This is a genomic window from Methylophaga sp. OBS1 (assembly GCF_026319365.1).
The window spans coordinates 120,839-146,234 of the sequence record NZ_JAPDMS010000001.1 but is presented as its reverse complement, the minus strand read 5'-3'; the positions used below and the strand labels follow the sequence as shown (position 1 = coordinate 146,234).

General features: G+C 51.5%; 22 protein-coding genes and 2 tRNA genes. 3 read left to right on the top strand and 21 right to left on the bottom strand.

Features of this window, described 5'->3' with window-relative positions; all coding sequences use genetic code 11:
- Window positions 1-9 precede the first annotated feature (9 nt).
- On the top strand, window positions 10-1,812 hold the full coding sequence (locus tag OMQ46_RS00685) for an AMP-dependent synthetase/ligase (protein ID WP_266234984.1): 1,803 nt from the start codon (window positions 10-12) through the stop codon (window positions 1,810-1,812).
- Window positions 1,813-1,814: 2 nt separating this feature from the next.
- Here OMQ46_RS00685 and folC read toward each other — a convergent pair whose 3' ends face one another.
- The 14 genes from folC to OMQ46_RS00615 all read right to left on the bottom strand — a co-directional run bounded on the left by folC (window position 1,815) and on the right by OMQ46_RS00615 (window position 17,415).
- The gene (gene folC, locus OMQ46_RS00680; RefSeq protein ID WP_266234982.1) at window positions 1,815-3,113 is read right to left on the bottom strand and encodes a bifunctional tetrahydrofolate synthase/dihydrofolate synthase; all 1,299 of its coding nucleotides are present in this window, start codon (window positions 3,111-3,113) and stop codon (window positions 1,815-1,817) included.
- Between the two features lie 11 nt (window positions 3,114-3,124).
- Window positions 3,125-3,982 carry an acetyl-CoA carboxylase, carboxyltransferase subunit beta gene (gene accD, locus OMQ46_RS00675; RefSeq protein WP_266235921.1) on the bottom strand — a complete coding sequence of 286 codons (858 nt, stop codon included), beginning with the start codon at window positions 3,980-3,982 and terminating at the stop codon, window positions 3,125-3,127.
- A 21-nt stretch (window positions 3,983-4,003) separates the two neighbouring features.
- Window positions 4,004-4,825 (bottom strand): tryptophan synthase subunit alpha, encoded by an 822-nt coding sequence (gene trpA / locus OMQ46_RS00670; RefSeq protein ID WP_266234980.1) that lies wholly within the window; start codon window positions 4,823-4,825, stop codon window positions 4,004-4,006.
- A 10-nt stretch (window positions 4,826-4,835) separates the two neighbouring features.
- Window positions 4,836-6,056 carry a tryptophan synthase subunit beta gene (gene trpB / locus OMQ46_RS00665; RefSeq protein ID WP_266234978.1) on the bottom strand — a complete coding sequence of 407 codons (1,221 nt, stop codon included), beginning with the start codon at window positions 6,054-6,056 and terminating at the stop codon, window positions 4,836-4,838.
- Window positions 6,049-6,663 carry a phosphoribosylanthranilate isomerase gene (locus OMQ46_RS00660; protein ID WP_266234977.1) on the bottom strand — a complete coding sequence of 205 codons (615 nt, stop codon included), beginning with the start codon at window positions 6,661-6,663 and terminating at the stop codon, window positions 6,049-6,051. Before OMQ46_RS00660 ends, trpB begins: the two co-directional genes overlap by 8 nt.
- Before the next feature lie 36 nt (window positions 6,664-6,699).
- Complete coding sequence (gene truA / locus OMQ46_RS00655; RefSeq protein ID WP_266234975.1) at window positions 6,700-7,479, bottom strand: tRNA pseudouridine(38-40) synthase TruA; 780 nt, start codon at window positions 7,477-7,479, stop codon at window positions 6,700-6,702.
- Window positions 7,480-7,491: 12 nt separating this feature from the next.
- Complete coding sequence (locus tag OMQ46_RS00650; RefSeq protein WP_266234973.1) at window positions 7,492-10,068, bottom strand: FimV/HubP family polar landmark protein; 2,577 nt, start codon at window positions 10,066-10,068, stop codon at window positions 7,492-7,494.
- 30 nt (window positions 10,069-10,098) lie between these two features.
- The gene (locus OMQ46_RS00645) at window positions 10,099-11,121 is read right to left on the bottom strand and encodes an aspartate-semialdehyde dehydrogenase (RefSeq protein ID WP_266234971.1); all 1,023 of its coding nucleotides are present in this window, start codon (window positions 11,119-11,121) and stop codon (window positions 10,099-10,101) included.
- A 21-nt stretch (window positions 11,122-11,142) separates the two neighbouring features.
- Window positions 11,143-12,213, bottom strand: a complete 1,071-nt coding sequence (gene leuB, locus OMQ46_RS00640; protein WP_266234970.1) for a 3-isopropylmalate dehydrogenase — start codon at window positions 12,211-12,213, stop codon at window positions 11,143-11,145.
- 30 nt (window positions 12,214-12,243) lie between these two features.
- On the bottom strand, window positions 12,244-12,882 hold the full coding sequence (gene leuD, locus OMQ46_RS00635) for a 3-isopropylmalate dehydratase small subunit (RefSeq protein ID WP_266234969.1): 639 nt from the start codon (window positions 12,880-12,882) through the stop codon (window positions 12,244-12,246).
- Between the two features lie 19 nt (window positions 12,883-12,901).
- A complete protein-coding gene (locus OMQ46_RS00630) occupies window positions 12,902-13,489 on the bottom strand; it encodes a YceI family protein (protein ID WP_266234967.1) in 588 nt (195 codons plus the stop codon).
- A gap of 12 nt (window positions 13,490-13,501) precedes the next feature.
- Complete coding sequence (locus OMQ46_RS00625; RefSeq protein ID WP_266234965.1) at window positions 13,502-14,395, bottom strand: flagellar motor protein MotB; 894 nt, start codon at window positions 14,393-14,395, stop codon at window positions 13,502-13,504.
- Between the two features lie 17 nt (window positions 14,396-14,412).
- Window positions 14,413-15,180, bottom strand: coding sequence for a flagellar motor protein PomA (gene pomA, locus OMQ46_RS00620; RefSeq protein WP_266234963.1), 768 nt, complete (start codon window positions 15,178-15,180; stop codon window positions 14,413-14,415).
- An 84-nt stretch (window positions 15,181-15,264) separates the two neighbouring features.
- Window positions 15,265-17,415 (bottom strand): ABC transporter substrate-binding protein, encoded by a 2,151-nt coding sequence (locus OMQ46_RS00615; RefSeq protein ID WP_266234962.1) that lies wholly within the window; start codon window positions 17,413-17,415, stop codon window positions 15,265-15,267.
- A gap of 129 nt (window positions 17,416-17,544) precedes the next feature.
- Here OMQ46_RS00615 and OMQ46_RS00610 point away from each other — a divergent pair, with 129 nt between their 5' ends.
- A complete protein-coding gene (locus OMQ46_RS00610; protein ID WP_266234960.1) occupies window positions 17,545-18,333 on the top strand; it encodes an enoyl-ACP reductase FabI in 789 nt (262 codons plus the stop codon).
- A 75-nt stretch (window positions 18,334-18,408) separates the two neighbouring features.
- The gene (locus OMQ46_RS00605) at window positions 18,409-19,611 is read left to right on the top strand and encodes a dicarboxylate/amino acid:cation symporter (RefSeq protein ID WP_266234958.1); all 1,203 of its coding nucleotides are present in this window, start codon (window positions 18,409-18,411) and stop codon (window positions 19,609-19,611) included.
- A 40-nt stretch (window positions 19,612-19,651) separates the two neighbouring features.
- Here OMQ46_RS00605 and OMQ46_RS00600 read toward each other — a convergent pair whose 3' ends face one another.
- The 7 genes from OMQ46_RS00600 to OMQ46_RS00570 form a co-directional block, all read right to left on the bottom strand.
- Window positions 19,652-21,535 carry a SurA N-terminal domain-containing protein gene (locus tag OMQ46_RS00600; RefSeq protein WP_266234957.1) on the bottom strand — a complete coding sequence of 628 codons (1,884 nt, stop codon included), beginning with the start codon at window positions 21,533-21,535 and terminating at the stop codon, window positions 19,652-19,654.
- Between the two features lie 93 nt (window positions 21,536-21,628).
- A tRNA-Asp gene (locus OMQ46_RS00595) sits at window positions 21,629-21,705 on the bottom strand.
- Between the two features lie 9 nt (window positions 21,706-21,714).
- Window positions 21,715-21,790: transfer RNA gene (locus OMQ46_RS00590), tRNA-Val, on the bottom strand.
- 12 nt (window positions 21,791-21,802) lie between these two features.
- The gene (locus tag OMQ46_RS00585) at window positions 21,803-22,075 is read right to left on the bottom strand and encodes an HU family DNA-binding protein (protein ID WP_266234955.1); all 273 of its coding nucleotides are present in this window, start codon (window positions 22,073-22,075) and stop codon (window positions 21,803-21,805) included.
- Window positions 22,076-22,285: 210 nt separating this feature from the next.
- Window positions 22,286-23,089: a 16S rRNA (adenine(1518)-N(6)/adenine(1519)-N(6))-dimethyltransferase RsmA gene (rsmA, locus tag OMQ46_RS00580; protein ID WP_266234953.1), complete on the bottom strand. Its 804-nt coding sequence runs from the start codon at window positions 23,087-23,089 to the stop codon at window positions 22,286-22,288.
- A gap of 1 nt (window position 23,090) precedes the next feature.
- Window positions 23,091-24,089, bottom strand: a complete 999-nt coding sequence (gene pdxA / locus OMQ46_RS00575) for a 4-hydroxythreonine-4-phosphate dehydrogenase PdxA (RefSeq protein ID WP_266234952.1) — start codon at window positions 24,087-24,089, stop codon at window positions 23,091-23,093.
- On the bottom strand, window positions 24,089-25,378 hold the full coding sequence (locus OMQ46_RS00570) for a peptidylprolyl isomerase (protein WP_266234951.1): 1,290 nt from the start codon (window positions 25,376-25,378) through the stop codon (window positions 24,089-24,091). Before OMQ46_RS00570 ends, pdxA begins: the two co-directional genes overlap by 1 nt.
- Window positions 25,379-25,396: the final 18 nt, after the last annotated feature.

The window sequence follows — 25,396 nt, the reverse complement described above, 5'->3', positions numbered from 1 at the left end:
ATCGGATTAATGGCACTAGCAGGAACAGATTACATCTCAGCAGAACAAGCCGGCACGCTCTACGGATTATTTCTTGAGCGCCTGGCACGCACGCCGGATCAGGTGGCTTACAAGAGCTACTCCACTGAGATTAATGACTGGTCAGATACCTCATGGCGTGATGTTGCCCGGGAGGTAGCCCGCTGGCAGAAGGCGATGGCGGCTGAGAAGCTGGAACCGGGCGACCGCGTAGCGCTCAATCTGCGTAACAGTAAAGAATGGGTATTTTTCGATCAGGCGGCAATGGGACTGGGGCTTGTAGTTGTACCACTTTACCCTGATGACCGGCCGGACAATGTGGCTTATATTCTGCAAGACGCTGATGTGAAATGCTTGTTTCTGCAGAACCTCAATCAATGGAAACGGCTCCAGTCATCCATTACTGAAGAACACAGCCTGCGGCGGGTTATCATCAATCATGACGACGATGAGCCCGACGATGAACTTCTGGTTTATGCCAGCCACTGGTTACCGGAACATGCCGATAAGGTCAGGGACTGGGATGCTGATCCGCATCAGCTGGCTTCAATTATTTATACCTCCGGCACCACCGGGCGACCCAAGGGCGTGATGCTCAGTCATCACAACATGCTTTCTGTCGCTGCCGGCTCACTACAGTATTTCGATATTCTCGGTGATGATCTGTTTCTGTCCTTTCTGCCTCTGTCGCATACCCTGGAACGAACTGCCGGCTATTACCTGCCGATCATGGCTGGCGCTACCGTCGCCTATTCCAGAGGTATTTCTCAATTGGCTGATGATATACAGTTGGTCAAACCGACTATTTTGATTGCGGTACCGCGAATTTTCGAACGTATCTATACGCGTCTGCAAACACAACTGGCCGCGAAAGGCATGCTGAGCCGCATGCTGTTCAAAGCCAATGCCAATATCGGCTGGTCTCACTTCCTCTACCGTCAGGGCAGGCGTGGCTGGCGTCCGGGCTTTGTTATGCTGCCCCTCTTAAACAAACTGGTTGCCGGTAAAGTACTGGAACGACTGGGTGGCAGGATGCGTCTGGCTGTCAGTGGCGGTGCGCCCCTGCCGGAACAGGCATCGAAACTCTTTATCGGTCTGGGCCTGAATTTATTACAGGGTTACGGTCTCACTGAGACCAGCCCGGTAGTCAGTGTTAATGAGCCCAATAACAACTTCCCCGCCAGTGTGGGCCGCGCCATTCCCGGTGTTGCCGTTAAAATCGGTGATAACGAGGAACTGATGGTGAGAGGTCCCGGCAATATGCTGGGTTACTGGAATAATCATAAAGCGACGGCACAGACTATCAACGCTGAAGGCTGGCTGCATACGGGGGATCAGGCCAGAATCAGCAGCAGCGGCCACATTTTTATCACCGGTCGTATTAAGGATATTCTGGTGCTTAGCAATGGCGAGAAAGTCCCGCCGGCCGATATGGAAGTGGCTATTCAATCCGACGCCCTGTTTGAACAGGCAATGATTGTCGGTGAGGGGCAGTCTTATCTTTCTGCTTTATTGGTCTTAAACAGTGATAAGTGGTTCAGCCTGGCCAAGCAACTGAAATTGAACCCAATGGAAAACGCGAGTCTGGATGATAAATCACTGCATCAATTTGTCATTCAGCGTCTGCGTCAGTTAATGCATGACTTTCCTGCCTACGCCAAAATCCGGCGGGTCAGTCTCAGGCTGGAACCATGGACGATTGAAAATGGCATGATGACGCCGACCATGAAAATCAAACGCGCTAAGGTGCTCGAACACCACAAGGCTGAAATTACCCGCCTGTATCAGCAGTGAGGTTAACTCGCCCGGGAGACCGGCTGCTGACACTCAGGCAGAAACAACATGGCTGCTTCCACCGTGTGGAATGAACCGAAAATCAGTACTCTGTCGCCAGCCACAGTTTCATTCATTGCAGCCTCATAGGCCTGTTTCACAGTCTCGAAACAGTGTGTTTTATCTGCACCAGTGACGGAGGCAATCTGACTGCCAAGCTCGGCACCGCTCATGCCTCTATCTCCGTCCAGCCCAGCCAGGAACCAGCCGTCCACCGCCACGTTCAGTGCCTTGGCCACAGCCTGGCAGTCTTTGTCCTTCAGCATCGCCAGTACGGCATAAGTTTTGCCACCGGTTTGAGTCTCTTCCAGCACTGTGGCCAGGTTTTCAGCGCCCTGCTGATTATGAGTCACATCCAGTACACGGGTAACAGGCCCCGGAATTATCTGGAAACGTCCGGACAGGCGTATTGTTTTCAGACCATGACGTATGGCCTCTTCAGAAATCTTCAATCCCTGCTGATTCAATAAATGACAGACCTGCAATACGGCAGCACTGTTCTGTAACTGGTATTTACCAGGCAGTACTGGCAGGGGCAGTTTTTCCAGACTGACATCGTCGTTACGCCATTGCCACTGCTGGTTAAAATCCTGATAAGCATAGTCACGCGCTTGTATAAAGATCGGCGCTGTCTGCGACGCTGCATAGTCAATCACTGTCTGCGGTGGGACAGCTTCTGAGCAGACAACGGGTTTGTCACTACGGATAATTCCTGCTTTCTCCCGGCCAATCAGTTCACGGTTATCACCCAGCCAGGCCATGTGATCCAGGCCAATTGGCGTGATCAGTGCCACATCGGTATCGAACAGATTGACCGCATCCAGGCGCCCCCCCATACCGACTTCGAGTACAGCGACATCAACCTGTTCACGACAGAAGATATCTGCCGCTGCCAGCGTAGCGAACTCAAAGTAAGTCAGCGACACATCGCCACGGGCATCATCAATACGCTGGAATGCTTCACAGATGTCCTGGTCGCTGGCGGGTACGTTGTTGATAGCGATACGCTCGTTATAGCGCAGTAAATGGGGCGAGGTATAAGTGGCGGTTTTATAGCCCGCCGCTTGCAAAATAGCAGCCAGTATCGCCACTGACGATCCCTTGCCATTGGTGCCGGCAACGGTGATCAGTTTGAAAGGCAACTGGCTGCTGCCTTTCATTCTCTGCCAGACGGTGCCGACGCGTTGCAGTCCCGGATCGATATCCCTGAAGTGCAAGTGTTCCTGCCACGCCAGCCACTGCGACAAAGAAGAAAAGCGCATTGGTGTCCTTATCAGACCGCAGCGCGTTTCTGCAGCAAAGTCAGCACATTGCTGAGCCGGTCACGCATATCACGGCGATCCACAATCATATCTATCGCCCCATGCTCGAGCAGGAATTCTGCGCGCTGAAAACCTTCGGGCAAAGTCTCACGGACAGTCTGTTCAATCACGCGGGGACCGGCAAAGCCGATCAGCGCTTTGGGTTCAGCTACATTGATGTCGCCCAGCATGGCTAGACTGGCAGAGACCCCGCCCATAGTTGGATCTGTCATTACCGAAATGAAAGGAATCCCGGCATCGCTCAACTGGGTCAGGATGGCACTGGTTTTCGCCATTTGCATCAGAGAGAACAAGCCCTCCTGCATGCGGGCACCGCCACTGGCAGAAAAGCAAATCAGGGGGATATGATGCTTCAGCGCTTCCTGGGCGGCGCGAACAAATTTCTCGCCGACAACAGACCCCATGGAACCGCCCATAAAACTGAAGTCAAAGGCGACGGCAACGACCGGCAGATTGTTAATTTTTCCCTGCATCGCGATCAGCGCATCATTTTCACCGGTATTTTTCTGTGCCTGGCTGATGCGATCACGATAGCGTTTGCTATCTTTAAAACGTAATGTATCGATAGGTTTGACGTCAGGTGCAATTTCTTTTCGTTCATCTTCATCCAGAAAACTTTCCAGACGGGCTCTGGCACCGATACGCTGATGATGTTCGCACTTTGGGCAAACCATCAGGTTGCGTTCCAGTTCAGCACGATAGAGTACGCTGTCACAGCTTGGGCATTTACACCAGACGCCTTCAGGCACTGAGCGACTGCGAGCCGTAGTGCGGATCTTGGACGGAAGTAATCTCTCAAACCAACTCATCATTTCACCTTAAATTTGCAATCAGGCACTGGCCAGGTCACGGGCGTTAATCGCATGACGCATTTCAGCCAGTAAACCGGCGACAGCAGCGGGTAATTCATCCAGTTTATCAGCATGCTCTTCGATGCAGCGAACCAGAGTTGAGCCGACGACGACGGCGTCAGCGATTTCCGATACAGCAGCAGCGGATTTACCATCACGGATACCAAAACCGACACCTAATGGCAGTGAGGTTTTTTCACGCAGCAGTGACAGCTTTTGCGAGACTTCACTCACATCAAGGGCGGCAGCGCCGGTAATCCCTTTGATTGAGACGTAGTAAATAAAGCCGCGGGCGAAGCTGGCAATCGTTGCCATGCGTTCGGGAGACGTGGTCGGCGCGACCAGATAAATAGTATCAATGTCATGCTCATCCATGGTCTGACGAAACTCATCAGATTCTTCCGGTGGCACATCCACTGTCAACACCCCATCAACACCGGCGTCTTTGGCCAGTTCAGCAAAATTATGATAGCCCATGGCCTCGATCGGGTTGGCATATCCCATTAACACGATTGGGGTTTCTTTATTCTTTTCGCGGAACTGCTTAACCATTTTCAGCACATGTCTGATGCTGACATCGTTTTTAAGCGCGCGCTCACAGGCTTTTTGAATGACCGGTCCATCACACATGGGATCTGAGAATGGAATACCGAGCTCGATGATATCAGCACCGGCATCAACCAGCGCATGCAACAGCGGCACAGTGACCCAGGGTTCAGGATCACCCGCTGTGACATAAGGGATCAGGGCAGTCTGACCATCGGCTTTTAAACTTTCGAAACATTGGCTAATGCGACTCATTGTGACTCCCTTAGAAATTCAAACCAGCCATGGCTGCAACGGTATGCATGTCTTTATCACCGCGACCCGACAGGTTGATGACAAGCGTCTGATCCGAGGTCATGGTTGGGGCCAGTTTACTGGCATAAGCCAGTGCGTGACTGGATTCCAACGCCGGAATAATGCCTTCGGTACGCGTTAACTCATGAAATGCTGCTAGCGCTTCATCATCGGTTACAGAGACATAATTGGCACGACCGATATCTTTCAACCAGGCGTGTTCAGGGCCGACACCCGGATAATCAAGACCGGCTGAAATCGAGTGAGTCTCGATGATTTCACCATTCTCATCCTGCATAAGATAGGTACGGTTACCGTGTAACACCCCGGGGACACCGGCGCTCAGCGGCGCTGAATGCTGACCGGTTTCAATACCGTGCCCAGCCCCCTCGACACCGTACATCGCTACTGACTCGTCTTCAATGAAGGGATAGAACAAACCAATGGCGTTTGAACCGCCACCGATACACGCTAACAGCGCGTCAGGTAACTTTCCGGTTTTCTCCATGACCTGTTGTCTGGTTTCGCGACCAATGACGGACTGGAAATCACGCACCATGGCGGGATAAGGATGAGGCCCGGCTACAGTGCCGATAATGTAGAACGTATCGTCGACATTGGTGACCCAGTCGCGGAGTGCTTCATTCAGTGCGTCTTTCAGCGTACGTGAGCCTGACTCGACCGGCACCACCTGCGCCCCCAGCAATTTCATCCGGTAGACATTCTGTGCCTGACGCTCAACGTCTTCAGCACCCATGTAAACAACACATTCCATACCCAGCCGTGCAGCGACTGTGGCCGTGGCAACACCGTGCTGACCGGCACCGGTTTCAGCAATGATACGGTTCTTACCCATGCGTTTGGCCAGCAATGCCTGACCAATGGTGTTATTTACTTTGTGCGCGCCGGTATGATTCAGGTCTTCACGCTTGAGATAGATTTGCGCCCCGCCGAGTTTCTGAGACCAGTTTTCCGCCAGATAGAGAGGTGAAGGACGGCCGACAAAAGTACTGAGATCCTTGTCCATTTCGGCCAGAAAATCAGGATCATCGCGATATTGCTGATAAGCCTGTTCCAACTCATAGATGGCTCCCATCAGGGTTTCACCTACAAAACGACCACCATAAGGGCCGAAGTGTCCTCGTGAGTCCGGGAAGTTTTTAAAGTAATCGTGGATATGCTGCTCAAGCATTAGCTACCTCTCTCATAAAAGCGCTCATCTTTTCATGACTTTTTATCCCCTTTTCACGCTCAACGCCACCACTGACGTCTACCGCGAAAGGTCGCACTTGTTGTATCGCCTGCCGAACATTGTCAGCATTCAAGCCACCGGCCAGAATAACGGGCCTATCAATATCGGCGATTAGAGACCAATCGAATGTTTTACCGGTACCGCCCGGCACACCGGGCTGATAGGCATCCAGCAAAAAGCCACTGGCTTTGCGATGGGCCTCTGTTGCTTTTTTCAGGTCTATACCCGGCTTCATTCGGATGGCCTTGATATAGGGCCTGGCGAATTGCTCACAAAATGCCGGGCTTTCATCACCATGAAACTGGATTATATCAATGGGTAATGCGTCAAGACACTGTGAAACCAGTTCTGCTTCCGGGTTCACAAACAAGCTGACCACCGAAACAAACGGGGCGATGCCAGCCACGACTTCCTGAGCCTGCGCAACAGTCAGCGCACGGGGACTGGACGGGTAAAATACCAAGCCTATCGCATCAGCGCCATTTTCGGCTGCAAAATCAGCATCTTGGCGACGCGTCATGCCGCAGATTTTGACACGGGTTCTCATTGCGTTCTGATATCGCTCGTTGATCGTTGTGATACTTTACCAGAGCACCGGAAAACCCGACACTGTTGGTAAAGAATATTCTGATGGATAACGAACATCGACCAGATAAAGGCCATCCGGCGGCGCAGTAACACCGCCCCGACTTCTGTCAGCACTTCTCAGTACTTCCCCCGCCCATTCGACCGGCTTACTGCCATCACCAATCGACACAATCACACCGACCAGGTTACGCACCATATGATGGAGAAAAGAGCGTGCCTCGACATCAACAGCAATGCAATCACCCTGCTTGCTGATAGCAATTTTATCCAGGGTTTTGATTGGACTTTTGGCCTGACATTCGCTGGCTCGGAAGGATGAGAAGTCATGACGACCAACCAGTTGCTCAGCGGCCGCACGCATGCGTCCGATATCCAGTGGATGATGGTGCCACCACATTCGTTGGTGATGCACTGCTGAACGACTTAGCCGGTTCAGAATCAGATAACGATAACTGCGCTTAATCGCTGTAAAGCGGGCGTTGAAGTCATCGTCAACTTCCCTGACCCAATTGACAGATATATCTTTGGGCAGGTTGGCATTAATACCCAGAAGCCATCCACGCTGCTCCCGAACCGACTCGGTATCGAAGTGAACAACTTGATTAAGTGCGTGAACACCGGTGTCTGTTCTGCCGGCAGCGAACACTTCTACCTGATGATTGGCGACTGTCGACACCGCTTTTTGCAGTTCGTCCTGGACAGTGCGGGAATGCGGCTGGTACTGCCAGCCACAAAAATGGGTTCCGGCATATTCAACGCCGAGCGCAATCCTCACATTCACTCCCTTTTAAGACAGGGAATTGAGCAATGCCTGAGCCCGATTCTTCTGTTCTTCGTTACCTTCTGCCAGTACTTCATTCAGGATACTGCGCGCCCCTTCCGGATCGCCCATATCAACATAAGCCGCTGCCAAATCCAGTTTGGTCTCTGCCTCGTCAATGTCGTCGAGATCACCGATATCAAACTCCAGGTCAGGCTCATCTTCCGTAGATGCAGTGAAATCATTTTCATCGGGCAGATCTTGTTCTGCTTCGGCAGTCTCCGTGGCAAAATCCTCATCAAAGGATAATGTCTCTTCACGCTCCCCTTCTTCAGCGATATCCAGGTTCAGTGAAGCGCTATCATCCTGCTCGCTGTCAGACAGTTCGTCTTTGTCATCGAAGCCGAAGTTGGTATCGAAAGATAACAAATCATCATCCAGATCATCCACGACCTGTTTGTCAGTGCTTTCCTGTGCTTCTGTTTCGGGCTCGGGCTCAGACTGAGATTCGGATCCAGTCTCAGAAACATCAGCCAGGTTGAACTCAAGGTGATCATTGTCCTTGTCTTCATCTTCAGCGGCGGTTTGCGCAGGCGCAGGCTCAGGCTCGAAGTCGGTCATACTGTCATCAGTATTCACTTCATCATCCTGAGTGGCTGTTTGCTGCTCGACAAACAGATAATGGGCCGGAGACAACTCCTGTCCCCATTGTTTGACTTCGGACCATTCAAAGCTTTCCGTATCGAACGGCGTGTCTTCCGCCAGTGAAATGAACGCTTCTGTCTGCTGCTGCTTATACAACACAAACAATAATTTGTAGGCTACCAGCGTGTTATCAGGCTCAATATTTCTGGCTTCTTCCAGCGAGTTCCTGGCCTGTACATAGTCAGCATACCCCACGAACATATCCGCTTGTTCAACCAGTTCTGCAACCGATTTTTCCTGTTCATGCTCTTGTTCCGATAGCGGTGCATCAGTGATGTCGTCACCTGTCACCGGGGCGACTACCGTGGTGTCTGAGACCTCATTATCAGCCCCTTTGTCCATTTTTTTCACCGCTTCATCCCAGCTCACATCACGGTTGTTGCGACGCGCCAGTAACCAAAGCAGCAGTAATACCAACAACAGGCCCAACGCAGCCGGTAGTTTGTTGTCATTGAGGAATTGCTTGACCTGATCGATGGTGGAATGTACCTCGTCAGCTTCAAGATTAAGTGCTTGTGCGGTCGTGCTGATGACATCCTCATCTGCGGCTGTTTGCACCGGTGAAGGCTGTTCGGTTTCATCTTCAGTGTCTGAGCCTGGTTCCTGATCCTCAAGTTCAGTCTCAGCGGGAGTGTCATTAGAGTCAGCTGATGGCGCTGACGGCGCTTCAGAGTCGACTATCATGGCTGCCTGATCAGCAAGCGCCGGGTCCTCTTCTTCAAGCATCGACTGTAAGCGGGCCAGATCAGCATCTTTCAGTGAAATCAATCGACGCATGGTTTCGAGTTGCTCTTCCATGGCATCCATACGCTGTTTGAAATCGATGTTTTCCTGAGTTTGCGCTTCGATGGTTTCTTGAGCCAGTGTTAATTGCTCAGTTAACTTTTTGATATCTTCATTGCCCGCCACGTTAGGTGAGGCGTCATCTTCTGATGTCGCCGCATCTTCAGGTGCAACCAGCTTGAGACGACCATCTGATGACGCTGCGTCCGAAGTATCAACATTCGATGTTGACGCTTCACTGTCGGTCTGGTCAGTTTGCGTCTGTGCCGACGCAGTATCAGCCTCGGTGTTCGGGTCTTCAGACTGTGTTGCTACCTGAGCGGCAGGCGCAGAAGAGACAGGCTGTTGGTTGCGGTTCTTCCAGGCTGAATTCTGTTCGGTAAAGGCGGCTCTCGCCTCAGCGGGCGACATTGCCGTGATCTCACTACGCGGGGGAATCTGGAGTGTCACACCGGCTTGAAGACCATTGACATTCTGATTTTTGAAAGCCCTGGGATTGGCGTTGAGCAGCGCCATCATCATCTGATGCACTGTGATGCTGTTATCCGGTCGGGTATTAGCTGCGACATTCCAGAGTGTGTCACTTCGTTTTACCGCATAACTACCGGGACTGTTATCTGTATTTTGAGACAGATAGCGATCCGTAGTCGAGGTCTGAGTCGATGGTGTTGTCGGTTCACTGGGCCGTTCAGTGCCACGAACCGCTTGTGTCACGTATTCAGGCGGGTCAAGTAATACCGTGTACTCACGGAGCAGAATGCCAGACCCCGCTGTGGCCGTAATCAAAAAATCAAGGAAGGGTTCTTTGATGGGCTGCTTGGATGTAATCAGAATCTTGTCACGGCCATTCGACTCAACGATGTCGAACTGCATTTGACTCAGCAGGATGCTGCGATTCAGACCTGCCTTGGTGAATTCAGCATCAGATGCCATTTTCACCTGCAAGTTATCCTTTTCATCCGGCTGCAGTGCAGTGAGGCCAATTTCAGCTTTGAAAGGTTCATTCAAAGCCGACATGACCTCAATCTTACCTAGGCCAAAAGCGTGACTGGTGAGAGGCGTGAAAAAACCCATTGTGGCAGCCGCCACCATTCCGGCCAGAACCTGTTTCTTCATCGTCATCCCCTCACCCTTCCTATGCGCTGATCAAAGGTAGTTTTCGACCAGAACTTCTGCAATTTGTACGCTGTTCAGTGCTGCGCCTTTACGAACATTATCCGCAACTACCCACAAATTCAAACCGTTTGGATGAGAGATATCCTCACGGATACGGCCGACATAGACAGGATCATGACCAGAGGCTTCCGTCACAGCGGTGGGATAGCCGCCATCATTACGATCGTCGAGCACAACAATGCCCGGAGACTGCTTCAGCAATTCGGTTGCCTGCTCAGCAGTCATCTTGTCACGGGTTTCGATATGAATCGCTTCCGAGTGACCAAAGAAAACGGGTACACGCACTGCTGTCGGGTTCACCAGAATATTCTCATCACCCATGATCTTGCGGGTCTCCCACACCATCTTCATTTCTTCTTTGGTGTAGCCGTTATCCTGGAACACATCAATTTGCGGCAGCACATTGAAGGCGATCTGCTTGGGATAAACACTGGATTCTACCGGACGACCATTAAGCAAATCCGCTGTCTGCTTGGCCAGTTCGTCCATCGCCGGCTTACCCGAGCCTGAAACTGCCTGATAGGTGCAGACATTAACGCGGGTGATACCAACCGCATCATAAATCGGCTTCAGTGCCACCATCATCTGAATGGTAGAGCAGTTGGGATTAGCAATAATGCCGCGATTTTTGTAGTCTGCAACGGCTTCCGGATTTACTTCCGGTACGACCAGGGGGATATCTTTGTCGTAACGAAATTGTGAGGTGTTATCAATCACCACACATCCGGCAGCGGCCGCTTTCGGTGCGTATTCCGCAGACACGCTGGCACCTGGCGAGAACAGGCCGACCTGAACTTTGGAGAAATCAAATGTCGCCAGGTCTTCAACGACCAGTGATTTGTTACCAAAACTGACTCTGCTGCCGGCACTGCGCTCACTGGCCAGTGCATAGACTTTACCGACCGGGAAATTACGCTGGTGCAGAATCTCCAGCATGGTTTCACCGACAGCGCCGGTGGCGCCTACGACTGCAACATCAACTTGTTTACTCACATTTCACCTTTTGTCTTGGGTTTAAAGTGCTGCGACCACCGCATCGCCCATTTCCGATGTCGATACTCGGGTGCTGCCTTCTGAATAGATATCGGCCGTTCTGAGACCGTTATCCAGCACCTGGCTCACAGCATTTTCGATTCGATCAGCCATGACGGCCTCATCGAGCGTATAACGTAACATCATAGCAGCTGACAGAATGGTTGCCAGCGGGTTAGCCATATTCTGACCCGCGATATCCGGGGCGCTGCCATGAATCGGCTCGTACATCCCTTTACTGTTTTCATCCAGTGATGCCGATGGCAGCATACCGATAGAACCCGTCAGCATGGAGGCACAGTCAGACAGAATGTCACCGAACATATTGGTGGTCACCATCACGTCAAATTGCTTGGGTGCCCGCACCAGTTGCATCGCCGCGTTATCCACGTACATGTGACTCAGTTCGACAGCGGGGTAATCCTTCGCCAATTCTGTCATAGTTTCACGCCAGAGTTCCGTGCACTCCAGCACATTTGCCTTATCCACCGAGCACACACGGCCCTGGCGTTTACCAGCGATATCAAACGCGACCTTACCGATACGCTGGATTTCGCTTTCACGATAAACCAGGGTGTTATAGCCCTGCTTTTCACCATTTTCCAGCGTACGGATACCGCGTGGCTGGCCGAAGTAAATACCGCCTGTCAGCTCACGCACAATCATCAAATCCAGACCGGCGACGACATCCGGTTTAAGCGTGGATGCCCCGGCCAGTTGCGGATACAGGATGGCAGGACGCAGGTTGGCAAACAGGTTGAGTTCGCTGCGAAGACCCAGCAAGCCTTTTTCCGGACGGACACTGATATCGAGTGACTCCCATTTGTAGCCACCCACAGCACCAAGCAGAATCGCATCCGCCTCTTTGGCCATGGTCAGCGTCGCTTCTGGTAACGGAGTGCCTGTCTCGTCATAGGCGGCACCACCAACCAGCCCATAATCCAGACTGATATCCAGTCCTTCAGTGCGGAGTTTTTCCAATACCTTGACCGCTTCGGCAACGATCTCAGGACCAATCCCGTCGCCGGGCAGAACTGCTATTTTTTTTGTCATTTTACTTTCTTTAAATTGCTCTATCTGGTTTCAGGAAAACAGCCAGGGCGCTTCCTGCTTACGTTTGGCTTCGTAGGCTTCGATCTCAGCGGTGTGCTGCAGCGTCAGACCAATATCATCGAGTCCTTCCTGCAGACAGTGCTTTTTGAAGCTGTCAATCTCGAACTCGATAACTTCACCATCGGGCAGTGTAATCGTCTGCGCCGCTAAATCAACCTTGAGCTGGTAACCGGGCGTGGCTTCAACCTGAGCAAACAGCTTGTTGATCAGCTCCTCTTCCAGCGTGATAGCAAGAATGCCGTTCTTGCTGGTGTTACTGAAGAAAATATCAGCAAAGCTCGGCGCGATAATGACACGGATGCCAAAATCATCCAGGGCCCAGACCGCATGTTCACGGCTGGAACCACAACCAAAATTCTCCCGGGCCAGCAGGATGGTACCGCCTTTATAACGCGGCTGATTCAACTCAAAGTCGGGATTTATCGGCCGCTGACTGCAGTCCTGACCTGGTTCACCATGATCCAGATAACGCCATTCATCAAACAGATTGGGACCGAAGCCGGTACGTTTGATGGATTTTAAAAACTGCTTGGGGATGATGGCATCGGTATCCACATTAGGTCTGTCCATAGGGATAACAATGCCGGTTTCAACTGAAAACTTTTGCATGACGCGGATTAAACCTCTTTTACATCGCGTTCAATGTTAAATAAAAACTGACTGGAACCGCCTGGCTGATGCTGGGCAGACCGGCCAGTTCACGTAATTTTTCCAAGCCTTTGACCAAGTCGTAATCAGCCACATTGAGAATGACCGGCTGATTGGAGACGACAAGCAGCTCACTGTCACTGACTTTGGTGACCAGCAACGTCATTGTCACGGCTTGTTTCTGTCCGTGTAGATCCAGTTCAGCATCCACGGTCAGATTGTTTGATTGTCCCGCTTCGAGCTCGGCAATCATGGCGGGGTCGATCCTGGCCTGCAGAGCAGCTGTTGGATAGGCATCGACCTCAAAGAAAAACTCTTTCATTCGCGAGTCACGGATTTCGATGCCGGTATTGACGCTGGTCAGATCGATCTCAAGCGCGAGGTCACCCGCCTCGCTGACAGATCCTGCAATCCAGTCAAAGTGATGGACCTCAGCAATATTATTTTTCTTGACCGACACAAAGCTGAGTTGAGATTTGCCATTATCCACCTGCCAGGAAGCCGCTGAAGCCATAGTGGATGCCAGCAATAAACTCAATAAATAAACGGTTCTGTGAAGATATTTCATTATCTACTCCTGTTATTGGTATAGCGGGCTGATTTCACTATCGACGGATTCGTGGTCCTGCATCAGTTCGTCAATAGATCGAGTCAGTTCCTCCTCAACGGCTGATTTGAGGACAATAATCTCTACCCGGCGGTTTTGAGCCCGGTTTTCCGTGGTGTCATTAGGCACCAGAGGCTTGGTATCCGCGTAGCCTTCCAACACGAAACGCTCAGCGGGTATCTGACCGGGGGCCAGTAACTCATGCACCACCGATGTGGCCCGCGATGTGGACAATTCCCAGTTGGAACGATATCGCGGGGTATTAATCGGCACATTGTCCGTGTGCCCTGCCACGGCAATGCGACCATCCGTCGTCAGTAACACATCGTGAATCTTGCGCAGGATCGGGACAAATCCTGGATTCAGTCGCGCATCACCTGAGGGAAAGGATCCTTTTTCTCTGATTCGGATCACGATACGACTGAACTGGCTCTCTACGACAATCAATCCATCCTGGATCTCCTGCTCCAAGGCTTCCCTGAATTCCTGGGTCTCTTCAGCCACTTCCTTGACCTGCTGTTGAGCCAGCTGTTCGGCATCCGCAGTGACCTTGAGCTGTTCGCGAGTTTCGTCCATTGTATCCTGTCTGACCACTTTCAGGGGAGTCGGTTTAGGTTCCCCCGGACTGAACTCCTGTGCAATGATGCTGGTACCCTCAGGAATTTCATCTTTGGGAACCTCACGTTGAACACCAAATGCATTTTCCAGTGATTTGACCACCATCTTGTATTTCAACGCATCAATTTCAGCGAAGGACAGCAGCAACACAAAGAAGCACATCAGCAGTGACATCAGGTCGGCAAAGGTCGCCATATAGGCGGGTAAGCCTTCCGCGTCGCGTTTGGCTCTGTTCGGATTCTCGCTCATAGACTAAGACCGCTGCGTCAGGCTGCGGCTTCTTCTTCGCTGTCACGCTTGGAGGCGGGCAGGAAGTTTTTCAGAATCTCACCCAGAATTTTGGGGTTCTGGCCTTCCTGAATGCCGAGCACACTCTCGATAATGATGTTTTTGTTCATCAGCTCTTCACTACTTCGCAATGACAGCTTGTCGGCGATAGGCAGAGCAAACATATTGGCGAGCATGGCGCCGTAGAGGGTGGTCAGCAGTGCCACAGCCATTGCAGGACCAATCGACTTGGGGTCAGACATGTTGCTCAGCATTTGAACCAGCCCCACCAGCGTCCCGATCATACCCATTGCCGGTGCCGCATCCCCCATCGCTTTGAAAATCTGCTGACCGACACTGTGGCGGTTAAGCGTTTCATTCAACTCCGTCAGCAAAGCCTTTTTTACCACCGCGGGTTCGTGACCGTCGACCAGCATCATAATGCCCTTGGAAAGCACCGGATTGCTGATTTCCTGGCGCTCCAGAGCCAGCAGGCCCTCTTTACGGGCTATACCGGCAAGCTCTACGACGTTGTCGATAATCGCCTGAGGTGATTCGGATTTATGCAGAAAGGCTTTGGTCGCCGTTTTTATCGAACCGATAAACTGCCCCAGGGTGAATCGCATCAAAACCACGGCAAAGGTCCCGCCGAGAACGATGGCCAAAGAGGGCATGTTGACAAAAGTACCAGCCGCCGCACCCAGTGCGATGGTTGCGATAATCAATCCCCAGGCGGTCACAAGGCCCAGCAGCGTAGCAAGATCCACTCTTAAACTCCCTCTATAGCATCCGGCAGAAACAGCATAAATTCAGCGGGTATTTTACCGAACAGTTCACAAAAAATCTGCTGCTCAAGCAGATGGAATTGAATGTTTTTTATGCTTTTTATGACGGTAAACCATCACAGCGGGCAATATCACGATCAACAAGCCCAACAGCAACAACAGCAATGGCCATACTGTCGGCCTGTTCCATTCATCCTGTAATTGTTGCCGCAGTTCTGTATCCAGACGGCGGTATTTCAGGGTGTTATTGGCCATCAGGTTAGGCTTGATGTTGTGATTCCATGCATGATAGAGCGTAAACATTTTAGGGTGAAATCCCCACACCCACGGTGCATCCTCTCGAGCGATATCGGCCATGCGCTGAATAATCTTTAATCGCTCATCACTGTTGGGCATCACCCGCATTGACTCAAACAGCTTATCAAAGGCTTCATTTTTGTAGTTGGCTGCATTTTCCCCTTTCGTCTCAACTTTACCGTTTGGGCCATAGAGTAGAAACAGGAAGTTCTCAGGATCAGGATAATCCGCATTCCAGCCCCACTGGAAAATCTGGGCGCGACCACGACGCATTTTATCCTGAAAACGGTTGTAGTCGGTGCTGCGGATCACCAACTGCACGTTGAGTTTGCGGAACTGTTTACGTAACCAGTCCAGTTGCGCTTTACTATCGGGGCCACTGGCCGGCACATCGAAATAGAGGACTAACGGCTCACCGGTCTCGGCATCACGCCCTCTGGGATAGCCTGCCTCGGCCAGCAGTTTTTTTGCCTCATCAAGAGACTTTCTCACCGCCTCTCCATCCTGCCATTCATAAACATACGGGTTGATGCCGGCTTCACCCTCTACGTAACCAAATATACCCGGCGGCACAGGCCCCTGTGCCGGTATGCCCCGACCGTTGGCAAATATCGATATATATTCCTCATGGTCAATAGCGATGGAAATGGCGCGTCTGAGCTTTTTCGCTTTCTCACTATAACCGCCTACGACCGGGTCCAGCATGTTGAAGCCCATATAGAAGGTCGAGGTGCCGACAGCCGTTTCCAGTTGTATGCCCTTCACTTTCATTGCATCACTGAGGCCGAACTCACCGGCAGAAGACACCTGTACAGCCTGATCAAAGCTGTCGGAACTGATGCCACTGACATCATAATAACCCTGAATAAATTTACCCCAGTAGGACGTGTTTTCCTTTTCCAGAGTGAAAACGATTTGGTCAATAAGGGGCAGTGGCTTGCCAGCATCATCCAGGAGACCGGCTTCGGCATCGCCAGGGTCGCCTTCCGTGGGATAAAACTCGCCATGGAAATTCGGATTTTTACTGAGCACCATTCGCCGGTTGGGATCATTTTCCGTCATGTAGAAGGGACCGGTGCCGACTGGATACCAGTCAATCGTGATGTTTTTATCGATCAGTCCGGGCTGAGCGTAGAATTGTTCCGCTTCCCAGGGAATCGGGGCAAAAAAAGGCATCGCCAGCCAGAAGCGGAGCTGGGGATATTTGCCATAGACCTTAATCTGGTAAGTATAGTCATCAATGACGTTAACCCCTTCAAGTGCCAGTGCTTGAAGGTCGATAGGCCGCCCCTGCTGACGGAGTTCACGAAGCTTGTCAGCAAAATCGTTGAGCCCGACGATATGTTCTCCCATCAGACCCAGAATCGGCGAGTGGATCTCGGGATGGGCCAGGCGTTTGATTTGGTAAACAAAATCATCGGCTTTCAACTCACGCGTATCAGTTTGTTCAAAATCAGCCAGCTTCTCGACCTCGTCAAGTTGTTCCTGCGTCAAAGCGTGATACAGAAAATCACCCTGTTCATCGCGGACAAATGCCGGATGAGGCTGGTAATAGATCCCGCTTTTGAGCGGAATCGTGTAAACACTGTAGGCAATATTGTCACTGTCTTCTGCTACCGGCTCGTTATTTTCATCCAGATAAGTCACTTGCGGCATAGCATCTGCAACCAGCGGCTCCAGCTGATAAGGACGTTTAAGATAATGATACTGATACGGTGGCTCATAAATCTGACCGGTGATGGCGATTTCATTGGCACTGTATGAGCGGGCCGGGTCAAGGTGTTTGGGTCGAAGCGAAAAGGAAGTATAGAGGGTATCCAGCTCAGCATTCTGATCCGGGTAGGGTGAGTTGACCGCACCGAATTCACAGGCGGACACAACAAGCAGCGACAGACAAACCAGCAGATATCTCAGTTTCATTCTCACAACGTCAAAATTGGAACCAGATGTGTGACCAAGATTATCACGAGTTTACTGCGCGGTCGCCCTTCCCGTTGGTGATAAAATCAGGTAAGTTATCCCGCTTTATCCGCAGTTTAGGAGAGACTTATGGGTTTCCTGCAAGGCAAACGCGTGTTAATTGTGGGCGTTGCCAGCCCGCGCTCTATCGCCTCCGGCATTGCACATGCCATGGCCAAACAAGGGGCTGAACTGGCCTTTACCTATCAAAATGACAAGCTCAAATCCCGCGTTGAAAAAATTGCTGAAGAATGTGGCGCCGACCCGGCAATGGTCTTTCCCTGCGATGTCAGCAGCGATGACCAGATTCAGGCGGTCTTCGACGATCTGAACAAACATTGGGATGGTCTCGATACCATCGTTCATTCAGTCGCCTTTGCGCCACGTGAACAATTACAGGGCAGCTTTGTTGACAGCGTCACCCGCGAGGGTTTCTCCATGGCCAACGATATCAGTGCCTATAGCTTTGCTGCACTGGCCAAGGCCGGTAAACCGATGATGGCTGACCGTAACGGTTCTATGCTGACACTGAGCTATCTGGGCGCTGAACGTGCGATTGATAACTATAACGTCATGGGCGTCGCTAAAGCCGCACTGGAAGCGACTGTCCGTTACATGGCCTACTCACTGGGCGAAGAAGGCATTCGCGTGAACGCCGTTTCTGCGGGTCCTATCAAAACCCTGGCGGCCGCCGGTATCGGCGATTTCGGCAAAATGCTGGCTTATGGTGAGCGTAACTCTCCGCTCCGTCGTAACGTCACCATTGAAGAAGTCGGTAATGTCGCTGCCTTCCTCTGCTCCGATCTGGCGTCAGGGGTCACCGGCGAAATTACTTATGTGGATGCGGGTTACAACATCGTCGGCATCGGCGATAAGTAGAACGCCAGCAATCTGCTAATATTCACGACAGGGCATTTTATATGCCCTGTTTTGTTTTCAGCGCGGGGAAATCCAATGTCGCACTTTCATGCCCTGGTTCTGTTGGGCTTTATCATTGCCGGTGCGGTTATCGGCGTTTTTTATGGCTGGTATGCCGGTGAAGCCGCCATGGCTGTTGCTTGGTTGGGCAGCCTTTTCCTCAACGCGCTGAAGATGACCATCATTCCCCTGATCATTGCCTCTGTCGTCAGTGGTATTGGCAGTCTTGGTGATATCCGGCAGTTGGGGAAGCTGGGGGGCTATACGATGGTCTACTATCTGTCGACCACAGCACTGGCGGTTTTTGTCGGTCTTCTGGTCGTAAACTGGATTCAACCCGGCGCTGGCATTCAACTGACACAGACTGCTGTGCCGGAACATATTCTGTCGAAACAGGACACGGGTATCAGTGATATCTTCCTGTCACTCATCTCCCCCAATCTGTTTGCTGCTGCCAGTCAGACAGAGTTATTGCCACTCATCGTCTTTGCCATCCTGTTTGCGATGGCACTCACCACTATCGGTGATAGATCCAAACCCGTGTTTGCGGTATTCGATGGTATCAATGAAGCCATGATGAAGCTGGTAATCTGGATTATGCATTTTGCCCCGGTTGGCATATTCGCGCTGATTGCCGCCCGCCTGGGAAGTACCGGGGGCGGCGAACAGTTTATGGCAGAAATCAGCGCGGTAGGCATGCATGTCGTGACGGTACTGACCGGCCTGCTGCTTCACGCAATTATATTATTTTGTATCCTTTATTTTGTCGCCCACCGCGGTATGGATTACCTGTTAGGTATGGCCAGGGCACTGGTCACGGGCTTTGGTACCGCCAGTTCCTCAGCCACCCTGCCGCTGACCATGGAATGTGCTCGTGAAAACAAGGTCAGTCCCAAAGCGGTTAAATTTGTTTTACCTCTGGGGGCGACTATCAATATGGATGGCACCGCCTTATACGAAGCGGCAGCGGTCATGTTTATCGCCCAGGCCTATGGCATCGAACTCACGCTGATGCAGCAGGGACTTGTCTTTATTACTGCGACACTGGCTGCAATCGGTGCTGCAGGCATCCCTGAAGCCGGTCTGGTAACGATGGTGATTGTGTTGACTGCGGTCGGGCTGCCACTCGAAGGTATCGCGCTGCTGCTGGCTGTGGACTGGTTCCTGGATCGTTTCCGCACCACCGTCAATATCTGGGGTGACAGTGTCGGTGCTGCCGTTATTGCCAGGCTGACATAAAAAAAGCGCCCGAAGGCGCTTTTTTCTGTCTGCTTAAAATCTATCTCAGACTTTTATCCCGAATCTCAATATCGGCGTCTGCTCGCAGACTGGCAATGAATGCCTGCAGTTCAGCGTTGGACATCATTTGCTGTAACTGCTCTTGTATGGACTGTCTTTCTTCAGCCTCAACATCCGCAGTCTGACCGTTTTGAACATCAGTCAGCTTGATCACAACGTAATTGCCATTATCCGCTGTAAAGCCGGTGTATTGGGCCTGAGACTCAGGCTTTTGCATTTCAAACGCGCGTTGCAGAATCTGTTGACTGACTGCCTCGCTGTCACGGCCATAAAAAGCTGCGGGCTGCCAGCTTTCCAACAACGTCTGCGCCTCGGCACCCGTTTTCAACTCAGCCACGATGGCTTCACCTTTTTCACGGGCAAACTGGCTGGCTTCATCAAATAACAGCTGTTGTTCTATGGCAGGTTTAACAGATTCAAATGGCAACACACTCTCTGGAATGTGTTTGTTCTTATGGATCACCACAAGATGCGTATCCGATAGCTCAATCACAGCGCTGTTCAGTTCGTTTTGCAGCACATCCTCACTGAAAGCGGCTTCTACTACTTTGGCTTCGCTGCTTATGCCTGACTCGGTACCACCGCGAGTAAACAGCGGCGTAGTTTGAATCTCAAGCCCGAGTTCTTCGGCTGCCACATCAAGGCTATCCGGGTTTTCAAAACTCAGGTTAGCGAGTTGTTCAGCTTTATCATAAAATTGAGCTTCAGCCTGTTGACTGCGGTAGCGTTGCTCAACTTCAGTACGGACGTCACTGAAGTCCTGTACTTCTGGTGATTCCACACCGGTCAATTTAATCAGGTGATAACCGAACTCCGTCTGTACCGGCTCACTGATATCGCCCACATTTTCCAGTGCAAAAGCTGCTTCTTCGAAAGCAGGCTCCATCACATCAGGGCCGAAATAGCCAAGGTCGCCGCCTTGAGCTGCCGAACCCGTGTCTTGCGACTCAGCTTTGGCAAGCGTTCCAAAATCTTCACCCTGTTGGAGTCGCTCAGCAATCTTTTCAATCTCTGCGAGCGCCTGTTCGTCGTCACCTTCGATCAGGATGTGACTGACACGACGTTGTTCGGGTCCCACAAACTGAGATTCGTTATCGACATAGAATTGCTGTAATGCTTCTTCATCAACCGTAATAGTGTCAGCAATACTGTCTATGTTGAGTTCAACATAATTCACTCTGACCTGCTCGGGTGCGGTGTATGCCGTTTTGTTGTTGTCATAGTATGCACGGACAGCTTCATCATCGATGCTGACTTTATCAACATAGTTCTGAAGCGGCACCACCCCGTAAGCAATTTCACGTTGCTGCTTTTCCAGTTCCAGCACTCTATCCAGTTGCACCGGCGTTACGATAGCTGAGCGCTGAATATTCCGGGTCAGTTCCTGGGTCAGCAAATCATTGCGGAGCTGGGCTTCAAAACTGGCAGGACTGTAACCCACACGGGCCAGCATCATCGCATAGTAATCAGGGTCAAACTGGCCATCACGCTGAAACGCCGGGTTGGAACGGATCATTTCTGAGACTGAGGCATCATTGACTGTTTGTCCCAGCTTTTGACTGGCCTCATGCAGTAATCGCTGTTCAATCAAGCCGTCAAGAATGTTCCGTTTGACAGCTGCCCCTTCAAACATCGCCGGATCAAACTGTTCACCCAGGACGTTACGCATCTGGTCACGATACTGCTGCAGGGACTGCTGGAGTTCTGTCTGGTTGATTTCATGGCCGTTGACTTCTGCGACAACAACGTCGGATGCACCGGTCATGTAGGAGTTTACCCCCCACAAAGCAAACGGAATACTAATCAGACCGACAATGAACCAGGCAATCCATCCCTGGGCGCGATCACGAATGTAATGCAACATGGAAGAAAACCTTCATATCTGTAGTTATAAAAATGGATAGTCTAAACCATCAGGCAAAAAAAAAGGCGCATAAAATGCGCCCTTTTTCGTACTTGGCGGAGCGGACGGGACTCGAACCCGCGACCCCCGGCGTGACAGGCCGGTATTCTAACCAGCTGAACTACCGCTCCAAGAATTCCTGGTGGGTGCTGAGGGGATCGAACCCCCGACCCTCGCCTTGTAAGGGCGATGCTCTCCCAGCTGAGCTAAGCACCCCAAGAAAAAAGACTAGTTTACAGCATCCTTGAGTGCTTTACCAGCTTTGAAAGCAGGAATTTTAGCCGCAGCGATTTTGATTTCTTCGCCGGTACGTGGGTTACGGCCAGTACGTGCAGCGCGCTCACGAACAGAGAAAGTACCGAAGCCAACCAGCGTGACCTGGTCGCCTTTGCTCAGCGCTTTAGTGACAGCTGATGTCATGCCATCAACAGCTTGGGCGGCTTTTGCTTTAGAGATGTCTGCAGCTGCAGCAACTGCATCGATGAGTTCAGATTTATTCACAGCTTAATTCCTCATATCGTTATTGATCGTTATGTCGTCCAAATGCCGGATTCGCTGCTACCTGGCTCAGCGAGACCGGACTGTGTGTATCTAACTACAGCAAAATTAGCGTGTCAAGACAACGGATCACTGTTTGTAAATAGATTTTATCGGGCTTCAGCCGGAATCTTCGGCATAAGGTTGACAATCTGATTCAGGCCATGAATATTGTCAGGTTGCCTGTTTCTGTTCCAGGCGACGCGCCATTGCCACATATTGTTCAATGGTGACTGTCTCGGGACGTTGTTCCGGTTTGACCCCCACCTGCTCCAGGTCAGCCAAAGATAGTAGTTTTTTCAATGTGTTAGCGATCGTCTTGCGGCGCTGGCTAAACGCGACCGTGACCAGCTTATTCAGCCAATCCCTATCCACATCGCCGCCTTTCTTTTGTGACAGAGGTTGCAGATAAATAATCGCAGATTCGACTTTGGGAGGGGGGTCAAAGGCTTCAGGCGGTACGATGAACATTTGCTCTGCGTAGCATTGATGCTGCAGCATAATACTCAAACGACCATACTGCTTTGAACCCGGTGAAGCGCAGATGCGCTCAACAACTTCGCGTTGCAGCATAAAGCACATATCCTCAATACACGCGGATTGCTCGATAAGATGGAATAACAGCGGGGTTGTAATGTTATAAGGCAGGTTACCGATCACCCGCAGCTTTTCATCATTCTGCTGCAGTTGTTGATAGTCGAATTTAAGGGCATCAGCTTCATAAATTGTCAGATGCGGTTGGCCAGCGAACTGCTGTTTCAGCAACGGTACCAGATCCCGATCCAGTTCAACCACATCCAGATGGTCACAACGGCTCAGCAGTGGTTTGGTCAGCGCCCCGCGACCAGGGCCAATTTCTACCAGATGTTCCCCCTTATCGGGGCTGATAACCTCGATAATTGCTTCAATAATGGCCTGATCATGAAGAAAGTTCTGGCCAAAACGTTTGCGCGCCCGAGGGTAGTGAGATTCAGTCATATTATTTGTCTTGGGATTGCTGGCTGTCAGCCATTTCGAGCGCCATGTCGATGGCGGCCTGCAGGCTGGATGCAGACGCTTTACCGGTCGCAGCCAGATCAAGTGCCGTACCGTGATCAACGGAGGTACGGATAAAGGGCAAGCCCAGCGTCACATTTACAGCGCGACCAAAGCCATGATGCTTGAGCACCGGTAGCCCTTGATCATGAAACATCGCCAGCACCACATCATAGTCTTTCAACCTATCCTGATTGAAAATGGTATCTGCCGGCCAGGCACCGCTGACTGCAAGCCCTTCAGACTGACAGGCATCAATGACCGGCTGTATGGTGTCTATTTCTTCATGTCCCAGATGACCGCCTTCACCAGCATGGGGGTTGAGCCCGCAAACAGCGATTCGGGGCTTGTTCAGACCAAACTGACGCTTGAGTGAGTCATTGGTAATATGCAGAATCTGCTGCAGGCTGTCACGGGTGATAGCATCGCTCACCGCTGCCAACGGTAAATGCGTTGTCGCCAGTGCCACTCTCAAATCACCCGTCGCCAGCATCATCACCACCTTAGCGACACCCGCACCATCAGCAAAAAACTCGGTGTGACCACTGAAGCTGTGACCGGCATCGTTTATGACGCCCTTATGAACTGGCGCCGTCACAATCGCATCGAATTCACCACTGATGCTTTTATCGAGTGCCAGCTGCAACATGGCAAGCACATAGCTGCTGTTGGCTGGATTAAGCTCGCCGGCAGTAACCGGCTGACTTAACTGGACAGGGAGGTAGTACAGACTTCCGGGTTCGGCTATGGCCGCAGGCTGATTCAGATCGGCCTCAATCAGCTTTAACGGCAGATTTAGCTGCTGTGCTCTTTGCTGCAACAGCGACGGATCAGCCAGGACAATCAATTGCGCCTGTTGCCGGGTCTGCGCCAGTTGAACAGCGAGGTCAGGGCCTATGCCAGCAGGTTCACCACTGGTGAGTGCTATACGCCTTATCACCATTAAAGATCACGGTATTCGACATAGGCTTCATCACGCATTGCCCGCAACCAGCTTTCCAATTCTTCGTCGATCTTGCGTTGACGGATTTGCTCGCGCGCTTTGTTGCGTTTGAACTCTTCCGCCATGTTTTCTTCACGCCGGTCTTCCACTTTGATCAGATGCCAGCCAAAACGACTCTGGAAAACATCGCTCATTTCACCAATCGCAAGTTCATCCATTTTTTCCTGGAACTCCGGCACCATTACACCGGGACTGACCCAGCCCAGGCTGCCGCCCTCAATGGCTGAACCGGTATCTTCAGAGTGAGCACGGGCCAGTTCGGCAAAATCTTCACCGTTGGCAATACGTTCACGCAGTTGATTCAAACGTGCTTCTGCTTCTTCATCGGTCACGAGTTCGTTGGTCTTAATCAGGATATGACTGGCCAGGGTCTGTTTGACCAGATGGGTCTCAGCGCTCTTTTTGTCCTTGAGCCGGACCAGATGAAAGCCACTGCCACTGCGCAGCGGTTCGCTCACTTCGCCGACAGACAGCTTGGGAACGACGTCAGCGAATAGTGAAGGCAGTTCACCTTGTTTACGCCATCCCAGTTCTCCCCCTTCCAGTGCATTCTGACCATCGGAGTAACCCGCTGCGACCTGACCGAAGTCACCGCCTTCGGCCAATAAACCCTGAATCTTTTCCAGTTGTTCCTGCGCCGCCTGTACTTCTTCCGGTGATGCTGCTTCCGGCATACTAATCAGGATGTGCTGCAACTGGTATTCAATGTCACTGTTGCCACTCTGCACACTCTGCGTCGACAGGAAGTTATCCACTTCCCGATCAGAAACAACAACACGGTCCTCCACCTGACCTTTACGCAGTCGGCTGATAATCATCTCTTCACGAATCGTTTCACGGAACTGACTGAAGTCGTAACCGTCTTCTTCAAGAACATCACGAAACTGTCTGAGATTCATATTGTTGTTGTCGGCAATCTGACGCAGTGCCGCGTTTAATGCATCATCGCCTACCCTGACGCCCACTTGTTCAGCACGCTGCAATTGAAGGCGTTGCATAATCAGTCTTTCCAATACCTGGTCACGCAGCACATCGCTGGGCGGGATCGCAGCCTGACGCTGACGTATTTGCTGCCTTACTGTCTGCTGCATGTCCATCAACTCGCTTTCCAGAATCACTTCATCATTAACAACGGCAATGATGCGGTCCAGCGGTGCAGCCCAAACATTGCTGGCCACCAATAACGCGGCAATCAAAAACTTCATCAAAATTATTACTCCAAAATTCACGCGGGCATTATATAAGGA

Excerpts from the sequence above, each read along its gene's own strand:
- OMQ46_RS00685 (WP_266234984.1), top strand. The coding sequence starts at position 10 with ATGGCACTAGCAGGAACAGATTACATCTCAGCAGAACAAGCCGGCACG.
- folC (WP_266234982.1), bottom strand. The coding sequence starts at position 3,113 with ATGCGCTTTTCTTCTTTGTCGCAGTGGCTGGCGTGGCAGGAACACTTG.
- accD (WP_266235921.1), bottom strand. The coding sequence starts at position 3,982 with ATGAGTTGGTTTGAGAGATTACTTCCGTCCAAGATCCGCACTACGGCT.
- trpA (WP_266234980.1), bottom strand. The coding sequence starts at position 4,825 with ATGAGTCGCATTAGCCAATGTTTCGAAAGTTTAAAAGCCGATGGTCAG.
- trpB (WP_266234978.1), bottom strand. The coding sequence starts at position 6,056 with ATGCTTGAGCAGCATATCCACGATTACTTTAAAAACTTCCCGGACTCA.
- OMQ46_RS00660 (WP_266234977.1), bottom strand. The coding sequence starts at position 6,663 with ATGAGAACCCGTGTCAAAATCTGCGGCATGACGCGTCGCCAAGATGCT.
- OMQ46_RS00650 (WP_266234973.1), bottom strand. The coding sequence starts at position 10,068 with ATGAAGAAACAGGTTCTGGCCGGAATGGTGGCGGCTGCCACAATGGGT.
- leuB (WP_266234970.1), bottom strand. The coding sequence starts at position 12,213 with ATGACAAAAAAAATAGCAGTTCTGCCCGGCGACGGGATTGGTCCTGAG.
- leuD (WP_266234969.1), bottom strand. The coding sequence starts at position 12,882 with ATGCAAAAGTTTTCAGTTGAAACCGGCATTGTTATCCCTATGGACAGA.
- OMQ46_RS00630 (WP_266234967.1), bottom strand. The coding sequence starts at position 13,489 with ATGAAATATCTTCACAGAACCGTTTATTTATTGAGTTTATTGCTGGCA.
- OMQ46_RS00625 (WP_266234965.1), bottom strand. The coding sequence starts at position 14,395 with ATGAGCGAGAATCCGAACAGAGCCAAACGCGACGCGGAAGGCTTACCC.
- OMQ46_RS00615 (WP_266234962.1), bottom strand. The coding sequence starts at position 17,415 with ATGAAACTGAGATATCTGCTGGTTTGTCTGTCGCTGCTTGTTGTGTCC.
- OMQ46_RS00610 (WP_266234960.1), top strand. The coding sequence starts at position 17,545 with ATGGGTTTCCTGCAAGGCAAACGCGTGTTAATTGTGGGCGTTGCCAGC.
- OMQ46_RS00605 (WP_266234958.1), top strand. The coding sequence starts at position 18,409 with ATGTCGCACTTTCATGCCCTGGTTCTGTTGGGCTTTATCATTGCCGGT.
- OMQ46_RS00600 (WP_266234957.1), bottom strand. The coding sequence starts at position 21,535 with ATGTTGCATTACATTCGTGATCGCGCCCAGGGATGGATTGCCTGGTTC.
- rsmA (WP_266234953.1), bottom strand. The coding sequence starts at position 23,089 with ATGACTGAATCTCACTACCCTCGGGCGCGCAAACGTTTTGGCCAGAAC.
- pdxA (WP_266234952.1), bottom strand. The coding sequence starts at position 24,089 with ATGGTGATAAGGCGTATAGCACTCACCAGTGGTGAACCTGCTGGCATA.